Here is a 13,291-nt window from a genome sequence, read left to right on the forward strand (position 1 = left end):
GCTCTATTTGGTTTGCATTTTTTCTTTGTATAAAAATTTACCAAAGTCGATAATGCTTTTTAAGGGTGTTGTGTCTATTAAATCGAAACTAGTTTTTAACGATTTTTCTATAAAAATATCGGTCTTTTCGAATGAAGACGATGCGTCGTCCATCCAAAATCTTAGTGTGACTAACAATTGAATCCAAGCAGATTCTTTTAAAGCTTTATTCTGTATTTTTTCTAACTTTTCTTGTTTTAAATCAATAGTCTTAATGTCTAAGTGTGCCACGTAATTAGTGAAGCTGTTTTTTAAATGTTTTAAAACCTTTAAAGTCTCTAATTTGTTATTGCTAGCATTTAAAGCATGAATTACATAACTTCTATTAGCTGTTAAAATTTCAAAGAAGGTATAATAGAAACTCAGCATTTTGTTTCTGGCATCAAAAGAATGATAATCTTCACTTTTCTCAAGATTAGCAATAGTGTGGTCAAAAAATATTTGGAATATAGATTGCTCTAGTGCTTCAAAAGATCCAAAGAATTCATAGAATTTTTGTTCTTCAAAATTATTGTCTTTTGCGAATGCATAGACCGATTTTGGCTTGTGGTTATGTGTTAAAACATAATCCATATAAAATTCGATTACGTCAGATTGTTTAAATGCCTTCTTTTTTGCCATAGTATATTCGTTTAAGAATGGTGTAAAGATAAATAATGTTTAATCATTTTTGGTAATAGTTAAACAAAATTTAACAAGAATTTATTGCTTAGCTATTTTGTAACAGCTAAAGTGATGTTCTTAAAGATACTGAATTGTAAGATCTATATTGATATAAAAGCATCTTCTTCCAGAAAACTAATTGGTATTTTAAGTTTTTATTAACAAATACAGCTTGGCTTTAGGCGTAATTTTATACCCATTATAAACACACTTAACACTATAAATTATGAAGAAGTTATTACTATTTACATTTGCGTTAACTTTAATGTTTTCTGTAAATGCACAAATTAAGACACCACAACCTAGTCCTGCTGCTAAGTTAGAGCAAGTAGTTGGTTTAACAGATGTTGCTATTGAATATTCTAGACCAGCAATGAACGGCAGAACAATTTTTGGAGACCTTGTACCTTACGGTAAATTATGGAGAACAGGAGCTAACAAAAATACGATGGTAACGTTTAGCGATGCTGTTGAAATAGGAGGTAAAGAGTTAAAAGCTGGTGCTTATGCCATTTTTGTTACACCTTCTGCAAAATCTTGGGAAGTGATTTTTTATACTGACACTAATAATTGGGGAACTCCAAAAGAAATTGATGAATCAAAGGTTGCGGCAAGAGTTACTGCTGAAGTTTATCCTATAGAAATGGATATTCAATCGTTTACAATTTCGGTAGATGATATCACTAGTAGTTCTGCAGTTATTGGAATGATGTGGGAGAAGACTTATGTTGGGGTAGAATTTAAAGTACCAACTGATAAAACGGTTAGTGCTGCAATAGAAAAAGTAATGGCAGGACCATCTGCAAATGATTATTATGCTGCGGCAGTATATAATTTAGCTGAAGGAAAAGATATTAAGCAAGCTAAAGAATGGATGGATAAAGCGATTTCTATGATGGATAATCCTCGCTTTTATCAATTACGTAAGCAATCATTAATTTATGCAGCAACAGGAGATAAGAAAGGTGCGATTGAAATTGCTAAAAAATCTTTAGAAGGCTCTAAAGCAGCTGGTAATGCAGATTATATTAAAATGAATGAAGATTCTCTTAAAGAATGGGGCGCAAAATAATGCTCTAAACTTAATTTACATTTAGAATACTGAAAAACGCAGCTTAATATGTTGCGTTTTTTGATTTTAATATTCTAAATCAATTAAATTTCTAACCTTGTCTAAAGTTCTAATGAGTTCTTTACTTTTTTTAAACGGCATTATTGTGCTTTCCGTTTGATTGTCTCTGATTAGTTGGTTAAAATGCTCAATTTCGAAACTATACCCAATGGTTTTATAATTGAAGTTTATGTCTTCGGAATGACCTGTATGGTCAATTAATGTAACCGAAGAAGGCTCGTGAAAACGACTATTTATTTTTATAATACCCTTTTCACAATAAAATATTGCTTCGGTATTGGTTTCCTCTAATAAGGTACTTTTTAAACTTGCTTCTGCATTATTATATTTAAATAAGATATCGCATTTTGAATCTGCTCCAGATTTAAAAAACTCTGCTTTAGCTTCAATTGATTTAGGTTTACCCAAAGTAGAAAGTGCTACAAAAATAGGGTAGATGCCAATATCTAATAAACTTCCGCCTCCAACAGATTTATCAAAAACTCTAGAGTTTTCATCATAGGTTGGATAGAATCCAAAATCTGCTTCAAGCTTTAATATTTCTCCAAAATGCTTTTGTTCAAGAATATCCAATACATAATTAAAATGTGGAAGAAAATTGGTCCACATGGCCTCCATTAATAAGGTGTTTTTTTCTTTTGAAAGTTGAATCATTTCTTCAACTTCTTGTAAATTCATAGCGAATGGTTTTTCGCATAACACAGGCTTATTATGATTTAAGCATAAAGCAGTATGCGTTTTATGAAAACTATGTGGTGTGGCAATGTAAATGGCATCAATGTTATTATCCATTACAAGTTCTTCATAACTTCCGTAAGCGACATTTGCATGATGCTGTTTTTTAAAGGCGTCTACTTTCTCAATATCCCTAGAAGCAATAGCGTAGAAATTACAGTTAGAAACCGCGTTTAAATCGGTAGCGAATTTAGAAGCTATTTTACCAGCTCCAATAATTCCCCAATTGATAGTTTTAGAGGTCATTATGCCACTTTTTTAGGCATGATTGCCTGAAGTATATTTGCAATACAAATGACAACAACACAACCAAATAGATTTAGCCATAAGTAAGGCATCCAATCTAGCCACCAACCTATAACAACAATGGCTTGTGTAATGAGTGCGCCAATAAATACAGCATTTCCTTTTATATATTTAAAGAAAAAAGCAAGTAAAAATATACCTAACACATTGCCATAGAAAATAGAGCCAATAATGTTAACGAGCTGAATTAAATTCTCAGCCAAATCCGCAAAACACGCAATAATTATAGCTACAATTCCCCAACCAAACGTAAACCACTTAGTTACTTTAACCATGTGTTCATCATCCTTTTCTTCTTTTAAGTTTCTACCATATAAATCAATTGATGTAATGGTTGCTAAAGCATTTATTTCTGATGCTGTAGAAGACATAGCTGCAGATAGAATAACAGCCAATAATAAACCTATTAAACCTTTCGGGAGATTATTTAAGATGAATGTGATAAACATATAGTCTCTATCATTGGTCTGAGTGTCTTTTGCAGCATCATTATATAAGGCGTTTAATTCAGCATTTTTATCAATGTAGGACGAATTGTCCTCATCGTTTTCTAATGAGTTCACTTCACTTTGCAGCTCGTTGTATGCTTTTTCGTAATCTGGATCTACTGCTTTTTTAATTAAGAATTTTGATTCTAAACGATATGACTTTTCTAAAATATTTAAGGCAGCGAGTTGTTTTTTAGAAGCATCATCATTGCCATCTGACTGAGCTAACTGTAAAGAGATTTTATTTTTTAAATCAAATAGTTCGGCTTGTTGATCTTGTAATGCTCTGTAATCGTTTCCATACTCAGATGCTAAGACCGTTTGTGTTGATTTATTAATAAAATTTAAAGGTGAAGGGTTAAATTGGTAAAACACAAACACCATAACACCAACTAATAAGATAAAAAATTGCATGGGCACTTTTAGCATACCATTAAACAATAATCCCATTTGCATTTCCTTAATAGATTTGCCAGAAAGGTAGCGTTGTACTTGACTTTGATCTGTTCCAAAATAGGAAAGCATTAAAAATGTTCCGCCTATAATACCAGTCCAAACGGTGTATCTATTCTCTAAATCAAATGAGAAATCTAATACCTTCATTTTTCCTGTTGCTCCAGCGATATCAATAGCATCGATAAAAGAAACTTCTTCCGGAATTAAATTTATGATGATAAATAATGCGGCTAACATACCAGCAAAAATGACAAACATTTGCTGTTTTTGTGTCACGGTTACAGCCTTGGTTCCACCAGAAACGGTATATATTATGACTAATACTCCAATGATAATATTAAGCGTTATTATGTTCCAGCCAAGAACTACAGAGAGAATAATAGCAGGTGCAAAAATCGTTATTCCTGCAGCTAGGCCACGTTGTATTAAAAATAAGATGGCGGTTAGACTTCTGGTTTTTAGGTCAAATCTATTTTCTAAAAACTCGTAAGCTGTGTAAACTTTTAGTCGATGGTATAATGGAATAAATACCAGACATATTATGACCATGGCAATTGGCAGTCCAAAATAAAATTGAACAAATCCCATGCCATCAGAAAAGGCTTGGCCAGTTGTAGAAAGGAAAGTAATAGCACTTGCTTGCGTTGCCATTACAGATAGACCTATCGTCCACCATTTGGTTGAATTACCACCCTTTATGTAATCTTGTGCGTTTTTTTGACCTCTTGTTTTCCAAGTCCCATAGCCTACAATAATTGCTAATGTAGCAATAAGTACGGTCCAATCTTTCCAATCTAAAATTTGAGGCATTTTTTATGCGAATGATGCGGTAATAAAGTAAAACAACACAATATAAAGTGCATTAGCTATTAAAACTGCTGTGTATAATTTACTCCATTTTTGTTTTGCTTGTGGTTGGTTTTGGTTATTCATAATTCTGTTTTTGAGTTAGTTATATGAGGAAGTTATTATATTTTTAATTACATTTTTTTGATTTTAGTCAACCGTTAATCGGTATTTTCTGCGGATAGTAAGTTAGCAAAAATTCTGAAAGCACCTGAGACTCCAGCAGGAAATTCTCGAAAAAAGCTTAAGCCTGTATAAATGTAGTTGCCTTTTCCGTATTTAGCTACTAGTAAAGCTCCACTTTTCGAAGTTTCTCCTTTATCGTTAGAAGCCAGTAATGGCGTGAATTCTTCTGCCCACTCATTAGGGAAATACAACCCTCTTTCTTGCACCCAACCTTCAAAATCTGCACTTGTAATTTTGTTTGGAAAATTTAAAATCGAGTGATTTGGCTCTAAAATTCTCATTTCGGCATTCTCATCTGTAACGCGATCTCTTGATAATTTTAGATGGTATGGTGCTATATTATCTACCTTAAGTCTTCTATTGGTATTATATTGTATCACTAAGTTTCCACCATTTTTTACGAAGTCTAATAGGTGTTTTTGTTTAAACTTTAATTCGTCTACTATATTATATGCTCTAATACCAACGACTACAGCATCAAACGTAGCTAATTTTTCTGGGGCTATTTCATCAGGTTTAATAATTGTTACGTTGTAGCCAATTTGCCTTAAACTTTCTGGTACTACATCGCCAGCACCTTCAATGTAACCAATATTATTGCCTCGTTTTTCAATATTTATTCGTACTATCTTACTTTCACTAGGCATTAAAACCGTTTGAAAAGGAATATGTGAGTAATCAATCTCTATAAGTTCATCTGTATAAAAATCGCCATTTACATTTACCATTGGAGTTATCAATCCTTCACTTTGGTTTTTTGGAGGCACAACAGAAAACACCACTTTTTGAATATCTCCTTTATTGGTTATTGCTATTTTTTGCTTTTGAGGAAATACCTGCCAGTCGTTTGGGTAGGCCATTTGAACATAACCTTCTATTCCATCTTTACCCGCTTTTACAATAACTTCTATTTCTTTCTGTTCGTTGTTATCAAAAATATAGACGTCATCACTTAAACTTGCTGACACAATAGGTATGATTTCAAAAGGTCTATATAATTCTCCTTTATCTGGTTTAGAGTAACGAAAGATTACCGGTTTTTTATAGTTTATTGGAGTGCCTTCTATTAATAAATTGAAATCGACAAAGACTGTTCTAGGCGTTTCTGGTAGACCTATTAAATTTTGATCATTAACCTGATACATACCCAATGTACTTTGTTTGTTTAACCAATATGGTGTTGTGTAATCACTATCGTTTGGAATGACAATACTTTCTTCAAAATTTAATTTTTGATTTGAAGTTAACGTCATGTTTTTAGAAATTCCATGAGAAAGGGTTGATAAACCATAAGACACCAAATCTACTTTAGCGGAGCTTCTATTTAAAACTTCCATTTTTAAAGACACTTCAGAATTTGGAGTAGTATTAGGACTGTTTGCAGATACTTCGAGATATAAACCAGTACAAGCTTCAATAATAATTTTAATCTCTTTTGTTTTTACAGTTTTCCAATGCTGATCTTTTATAGACTGAATTAACTTATAAGCTTCTAAAAGTTGTGGTAAGTGCGACGCAGGATTTTTAAAATTAAAATTATTTTCTACGTCTTTTAAAATGTTTTCAATTGCTTTTCCGTCATCAATTCTATTCCAAGATGTATCAATACCTTCAAATACACCTTCTTTATTATGAATAGGTTCTCCTTTTAAAAACTCTATATATTCTTGTTGAGAACCACGCTGTGATAATCGTCCAAAACCTTGACATAAATGCTGGCTACTAGCTAAAGATGCTACTTCATTGTTAGATAGTCCTTTGTTTGGATAGTATACACCAATATCAAAATTTAGCATATTACTTTTGTCCACTTTATCAAATTCCTCTTGACTTCCATAGCGCCACCAAGATGTATTGTAAAATAAACGTTTTGGTTGCCAAGTTTCTGTAATTTCTAATTGTGAGGCATATTTAGTTGGATCATTTGCTAAGTCAAAAGCTTCTAAACTCAACATTGCTGATGCTGTATGATGGCCGTGTGTTCGTCCTGCACGTCTGTGATCAAAACGATTAATTATAACATCTGGTTTAAATTTACGAATAGCCCAAACAACATCTGAAAGGACTTCATCTTTGTTCCAAATTTCAAAGGTTTCATCAGGATGTTTTGAGTAGCCAAAATCATTAGCTCTAGAAAAACGCTGTTCGCCACCATCTACACGTCTTGCTGCTAATAATTCTTGAGTTCTAATAACGCCTAAAAGCTCTCTAATTTCAGGGCCAATAAGGTTTTGTCCACCGTCACCACGAGTTAAAGATAAATAACCGGTTCGCGCCTTAACCTCATTAGACATGTAAGATATTAGTCTTGTGTTTTCATCGTCTGGATGAGCAGCTATGTATAATACAGACCCTAAAACATTTAGTTTCTGAACTGCTTCGTAAATTTCTGATGAATTATATGTTTTTGGTTGTTGTGCTTGTAATGAAACAATGCTGCCTAAAAATAGCAATAGACAGAGTCTAAAATGGTACATGTGGTAATTAGTTAGTTGCGTTTCAAATATAGAAAAGTTTGAAACGTATCACTTTTAATTTAGATTTATTTAACGATTCCTTGAGTCAGAAATGAAATTTAATTTGAAGACCACATTAACCAATTAAATAACTAAAATTAATTTTGATATTCTACCTTACTCTTTAGGTAATTTATAAAAACAAAAGAGGAATAACCTTGAAGTCATTCCTCTGTAAATTTAATTAAAAGACGTTTACTTTTTTAAAGTTCTAAAACTATATTGATCGTTTTCTGAAAATAGTTTAACGATATAAACACCAGCATTTAAAGAAGATACATCAACTTGAAATTGTGAGGCATTTGGTAGGTGTGTAAGAATATTTTGGCCTAAAAGATTATAGATTTTTACAGATTTGATTTCTGCATTGTAACTTACGTTCAAAGTATTTTTTATTGGATTAGGATACACAGATAATTGACTAATGTCAAAACTATTAACACTTAGCGAACTTACGCTTAAAGTGAAATCTAAAGCTTGTCCATAACCGGGTTGAGCTGCTGTGCCAAATGGATTAAAAGAAATAGAGCATGGATCTACAATTGCAGGAGAATCCGCATCTGTATATGTTTTAGTGATTCTTATACGTGTAGCTCCTATGACAGCATCTGAAGGAATTGTTATATCTAAGGAAACTATAGTTCCATCATCTCCTGTGGTGTTAGTAAGTGTGCCGATAGAATAGACCTCATTAGCATCATCTAAGGTTTCATTTTGATTCCAGTCTATAAAAGCTACGATATTTGTATCAAAGTTGCCATAAGTATTACCAGTAACGGAAATGGTATAGGTTTGGTTTGGAATTATATTGACTATAGAAGTTGTTTTATCGACTAAAATGGAACTAGTATCAGAATTAGTAATACTTGTTAAATCAAAATTTACTGATGAAATTTCTTCGACAACAGCTCCAGACGGTATTTCACAATATGGATTAGGAAATGTTTGTGCATTTACCGCAAAAGTTAGTAATGTAAAGAGTAAAGTAATTTTTTTCATATTGGTTGTGTTTTAAGTTGACTTTGAAGTTACTTAATAATAAAATAAAATCTTTAATTAATTGATTTTTAACACAATTAACTTTACTTAAGTTAGTTTATGCATTTTCTAAAAGTGCGTTGATATTATTTTTATTAAGGTATTTGAAATGCCGTTTAACTTACTTTTTTGTAACTAGACTATAAAAAAAACCATACATCTACTTTTTGTGTTTTTGATAATTGGTTTTACTACATTGCACTGTTTTTTCCTAATAAAAACAAAACATTAATGGACTTAATTGAGAAGATTATTAATAAGAAAAGTAGAGTAATATTTCTTCTTATTTTTTTGAGCATCGCTGTAATTTCTGCCGAGCCCTTTAGTCTTGACGATAGGAGGAATATTAATGACGCAAATATCTCGATATTTCCATTTACCATAAATGACTCTGCAACTGGTAAAATTAAATCAGCTTTTTTCGCGAGGGATAGTTATAATTCTTTTTTAAAATTAAAGGATAGCGTTCAAGTTTTATTTGTATCCTCAGCATCTTACGCTTCTTCTGTAAATAAAAATGCGAATTATCCCGTTGGTTTTTGTGCAGAGAATGGTAAGTTACTAAATAAAATACCACATCAAACTATGGATGGTCTTGTGCTAATTCATAATAATGAGCCAGAAATTAATACAATGCAAGTTATAGATCTAGATAAAGAGAACTATACATGTAATGATGGCAAATGTTATCCGTATTTTAGTACTGATAATATTAGAAATAATCCTGAAGAAACGTTTTCGTTTATTAATTTAGTTGAAACACAGAATATATCTAGTTTTCAAACCCAATTAGTCTATACGAATTATAAAAGTGATAAAGAAAATTTTAAAAATCTGACTAATGGCGATAATGATAGAAGTAGACGGTTTTTAGTGATTTGCGAAAAAGACAATCAGCTATATCATATTATTTTAGATAGTACGGAAGAAAACTATTTAATGACCTCTGCATTAAATGCTGTAGCCTATTTACGTCAAGCTAATTATGCTGTACGTAAAATGATTAATTTAGATACAGGTAGTAAAGACATTATGTATGTAAGAGAAGACGGCTTATTAAAAAATTATAGGCCTAATCCATTAACATCATCCTCAAAAATAGAAAACGCAGCCAGCTTATTGGTTTATTATAGAGATCTTTAGACAACGCGTTTTATGAGCTTTAAAAATCGAAATTTTCTATTTATTATTCTAGTTTTCAATTTCTTGACTGGATTTTCTCAAAGTGAAACTACTTCTATTAGTAGTGCCAATAGACTAACTACATTACCACTCGATAGTTTGTCAAATGACTTTAAAACTTATAGTATTGACGATTACAATTATGCTATAGATACTGCCATTAAAATGTATAAGGATAGTAGTCAAATACATTTAAAAAAACGAGGTGTTAATATTGTAGCTAGTTTAGCTGTGAGTTTTCGTGAGCTGGTAATACATAAAAAAGTCGATTTAGACGCTAAAGAAGTTGAAGCTTTGTTAGAGCGTTTTGAAGATGAAAATTTTTATATTGAAAAACCAAAAGTATCTAGATATATAAAACTAATGAACTATTTATGTAAAGGTGAGTATAGCTATGTGCATCATAGGCTTATAGATACAAGAGGATATAATATACTTTGTGTTTTTTTATTTTTATACTTTTCGATTTTTCTTTTTAGCTATTCAAATCAATTTAATTGGAAACATCAAAAACAATTTAGAAAAATTACTTTGTTTTCAATAGCATTTTTAGTTCTACTTTTCATTATTTTTAAATGTACTTGCCTTAATAATATAAAGGATTATTCCTTTTATGGAATTCCAGTATAACAAATTTTCTAAGTAGTAGCTTTTCTATTTAAAAACCAAACGTAACACACTAGTAGAATAACAAGAAGCCATAGCGCACCTATACTGCTGTAGTTAATAGTATTAAAAATTTTTACAAAGTTTAATTGACTTAAGTAATCTGCTTTTGAAAGATCATCGTAAAGTAACATCACTTTTTTATCAGACCAATTTTGAACCAATGGTTTCGTAATAGCAGCAAATATTGACAGTAAAACGAATAATAGCCAAGGAAATCTTGAAGATTTTAATTTTATAGAACTTATTTTTTTCTTTAATAATAATATAGAAATAACGCTAAAAATTACTGCTATTACTATGCTAAAAGCTGGTACATAGTATTGAAAGTGAATATTAATAAAACCATGCGATAGGCCATAATGAAAATAACCATATATGAAAATTTCCATTATAGCAGATAAAGCACTGATTAGTGTAAAGTCAAATATCAACCAGAGTATAGGTTTATAGATTGTTGATTTTTGTTTCATTCGTTAATTTACATTTCTTATTTTCCAAGAGTTAAATAAAGATATCGTAAAGGTATCGCCTTCATCTAATTCTTGATATAATATTTCTGTATCATTTTTATTTTTACTTTTCAGTTTTAGCTGAAATGAAGCACTTAAAGAATCCTCTGCTACAAATTTATTTAGCAACGTAGCGGTAATTTCTAAATCTCTCTCTGATTTAAATTTCCACTCTATTTTAGGACAATTGTAATCTATAGCATTATTATGTTCATCAACAGGAAGTCGTATTAATATCATGTCATTAACACTAAATTGATGGTAAGCGTCTAATGCTTTTTTATTAATTTGGTTTTGGCAGTCTTCAATAGGTTGCCAATAATTAAGAATTTCGTCTGCTTGCTTTTGTAAGTTAAGTTGTTTGCTGTTTATATAATTATGATAGGTGTTTAGTATTAAGCCAGACTTATCCTTAACTCTGTATACACCCAAAGAATCAAAAAATGCATTTAACTTAACAGACGCTTCGTGGTTGTTTAAAAGATTTTGTTGTAAGTCATTTTCAATAGCGTAATCATAATAAACAGGTGTTACTTCTTTGATTACTATATCACTAAAACCTAATCTCTGATCATCATGCCAGTTTTTATCTAAGTACTGAAATGCAATGTCTAAGGTATTAGGAACTAATATTTTTTTCTTGCAAGAAAGAAATACAGAAACCAAAAGAATGCTAAATAATCTAAATTTCAATAGGTCTATGGTTTAATTACTATACGAAGTTCGACTTTTTTTATAATTCAGCAAATTAAATCCGTTGTATGTCCCAATTACACAGAGGTTTGGAGCTGTAACTTATAACATATCAACAAACCTTAAACAATTCATAGATTACTCGTTTTATTTTGTAATTTTGTCTGCGTTTAACAACGTACCATGACCACAAACCCTAAATATATTTTTGTAACAGGAGGCGTGTCTTCTTCACTAGGAAAAGGCATTATAGCAGCATCTTTGGCTAAACTCTTACAATCACAAGGATACAGAATTACCATTCAAAAATTAGATCCATATATTAATATAGATCCAGGAACCTTAAATCCATATGAGCATGGTGAATGCTATGTTACGGATGATGGCGCAGAAACAGATTTGGATTTAGGACATTACGAACGTTTTCTAAACGTACCAACCTCTCAGGCCAATAACGTTACAACAGGTAGAATTTACCAAAGCGTTATAGATAAAGAAAGACGTGGAGAGTTTTTAGGGAAAACAGTTCAAGTAATTCCACATATTACAGATGAGATTAAACGAAGAATTCAAATTTTAGGGAACTCTGGTGATTATGATATTGTAATTACTGAAATAGGAGGAACTGTTGGTGATATTGAATCTTTACCATACATTGAAGCAGTAAGACAACTAGAATGGGATTTAGGTGAGCATAATACCTGTGTAATTCACCTAACTTTAGTACCTTATTTATCTGCTGCTGGCGAACTAAAAACTAAACCAACCCAACACAGTGTAAAAACTTTGATGGAAAGTGGTGTACAAGCTGATATTTTAGTTTGTAGAACTGAGCATCCGCTAAGCGAAGGATTAAAAACCAAGTTAGCGCGTTTTTGTAATGTAAAAAAGGAAGCCGTTATTGAATCTATTGATGCATCTACAATATATGATGTACCAAATTTAATGCTTCATGAAGGTCTAGATAAAGTGGTGTTAAACCAATTGCAACTCAAAAGTGATGTACCAAATTTAGAACGCTGGAACGAGTTTGTAAAGCGTCATAAAAATCCTAAAAGTGAAGTAACTATAGGATTAATTGGTAAATATGTAGAGTTACAAGATTCTTATAAATCTATACTTGAAGCTTTTATACATGCTGGTGCAGAAAAAGAAGTTAAGGTTATAGTAGAACCTATTCACTCTGAATATTTATCAGAAAGTAATATTGAATTTAAACTCGGTCATTTAGATGGTGTTTTAGTGGCACCTGGCTTTGGTGAGCGTGGTATTGAAGGTAAAATTGATGCCGTCAAATTTGTAAGAGAAAATAATATTCCATTTTTAGGAATATGCTTAGGTATGCAAATGGCAGTTATAGAGTATGCCAGAAATGTTCTAAATCTTAAGGATGCTAATTCTGTAGAAATGGATGAAAAAACGCCAAATCCTGTAATTAACCTTATGGAATCACAAAAAAATGTGGTTAACAAAGGAGGAACAATGCGTTTAGGAACATGGGACTGCAAGTTAGAAACAAAAGGCATAGCGCATAAAGTGTATCAATCTGAAATGATTACGGAAAGACATAGACATCGTTTTGAATTTAATAGTGCTTATAAAGCGCAATTCGAAAATGCTGGTTTAATACCAACTGGGTTTAATCCTGATACTGGTTTAGTTGAAATTGTAGAGATTCCAGAAAATGATTGGTTTGTTGGTGTACAGTATCATCCTGAATACAAAAGTACAGTGAGTAATCCTCATCCATTATTTGTGGCATTTGTATCAGCAGCATTAAAATACAAGAAGAAAAAATAAATTAAACGTGCCACTTTGGCGCAATTTTAACTT

The 13,291-nt window shown here is 31.4% G+C and carries 11 protein-coding genes; 4 read left to right on the plus strand and 7 right to left on the minus strand.

Annotated elements, in window-relative coordinates:
* Nucleotides 1-3: 3 nt before the first annotated feature.
* Entirely contained in the window at nt 4-660 is a 657-nt protein-coding gene (locus Q0891_RS09225; protein ID WP_299100953.1) for a TetR family transcriptional regulator C-terminal domain-containing protein, read from the minus strand.
* 268 nt (nt 661-928) lie between these two features.
* On the opposite strand from Q0891_RS09225, the gene Q0891_RS09230 reads away from it, so the two are divergent.
* On the plus strand, nt 929-1,774 hold the full coding sequence (locus Q0891_RS09230; protein ID WP_299100954.1) for a DUF2911 domain-containing protein: 846 nt from the start codon (nt 929-931) through the stop codon (nt 1,772-1,774).
* 66 nt (nt 1,775-1,840) lie between these two features.
* On the opposite strand, the gene Q0891_RS09235 is transcribed toward Q0891_RS09230, so the two are convergent.
* The 4 genes from Q0891_RS09235 to Q0891_RS09250 form a co-directional block, all read right to left on the minus strand.
* The gene (locus Q0891_RS09235; protein ID WP_299100955.1) at nt 1,841-2,815 is read right to left on the minus strand and encodes a Gfo/Idh/MocA family oxidoreductase; all 975 of its coding nucleotides are present in this window, start codon (nt 2,813-2,815) and stop codon (nt 1,841-1,843) included.
* Complete coding sequence (locus Q0891_RS09240) at nt 2,815-4,629, minus strand: sodium:solute symporter (protein ID WP_299100956.1); 1,815 nt, start codon at nt 4,627-4,629, stop codon at nt 2,815-2,817. The genes Q0891_RS09235 and Q0891_RS09240 overlap by 1 nt, the downstream gene beginning before the upstream one ends.
* A 197-nt stretch (nt 4,630-4,826) precedes the next feature.
* Nucleotides 4,827-7,328, minus strand: a complete 2,502-nt coding sequence (locus Q0891_RS09245; RefSeq protein ID WP_299100957.1) for a PIG-L family deacetylase — start codon at nt 7,326-7,328, stop codon at nt 4,827-4,829.
* Between the two features lie 234 nt (nt 7,329-7,562).
* A complete protein-coding gene (locus Q0891_RS09250) occupies nt 7,563-8,366 on the minus strand; it encodes a T9SS type A sorting domain-containing protein (protein ID WP_299100958.1) in 804 nt (267 codons plus the stop codon).
* A gap of 270 nt (nt 8,367-8,636) precedes the next feature.
* On the opposite strand from Q0891_RS09250, the gene Q0891_RS09255 reads away from it, so the two are divergent.
* The gene (locus tag Q0891_RS09255; protein WP_299100959.1) at nt 8,637-9,548 is read left to right on the plus strand and encodes a hypothetical protein; all 912 of its coding nucleotides are present in this window, start codon (nt 8,637-8,639) and stop codon (nt 9,546-9,548) included.
* A gap of 63 nt (nt 9,549-9,611) precedes the next feature.
* Nucleotides 9,612-10,217: a hypothetical protein gene (locus tag Q0891_RS09260; RefSeq protein ID WP_299100961.1), complete on the plus strand. Its 606-nt coding sequence runs from the start codon at nt 9,612-9,614 to the stop codon at nt 10,215-10,217.
* A gap of 8 nt (nt 10,218-10,225) precedes the next feature.
* Here the strand turns inward: Q0891_RS09260 and Q0891_RS09265 are convergent, their stop codons facing one another.
* Entirely contained in the window at nt 10,226-10,726 is a 501-nt protein-coding gene (locus tag Q0891_RS09265) for a hypothetical protein (RefSeq protein WP_299100962.1), read from the minus strand.
* Between the two features lie 3 nt (nt 10,727-10,729).
* A complete protein-coding gene (locus tag Q0891_RS09270) occupies nt 10,730-11,458 on the minus strand; it encodes a DUF6794 domain-containing protein (protein ID WP_299100963.1) in 729 nt (242 codons plus the stop codon).
* A gap of 183 nt (nt 11,459-11,641) precedes the next feature.
* Between Q0891_RS09270 and Q0891_RS09275 the strand changes: the two genes are divergently transcribed.
* Complete coding sequence (locus Q0891_RS09275; protein WP_299100964.1) at nt 11,642-13,258, plus strand: CTP synthase; 1,617 nt, start codon at nt 11,642-11,644, stop codon at nt 13,256-13,258.
* Nucleotides 13,259-13,291: the final 33 nt, after the last annotated feature.

Source organism: uncultured Winogradskyella sp., from assembly GCF_947498005.1.
In the GTDB taxonomy this organism is placed as follows: domain Bacteria; phylum Bacteroidota; class Bacteroidia; order Flavobacteriales; family Flavobacteriaceae; genus Winogradskyella.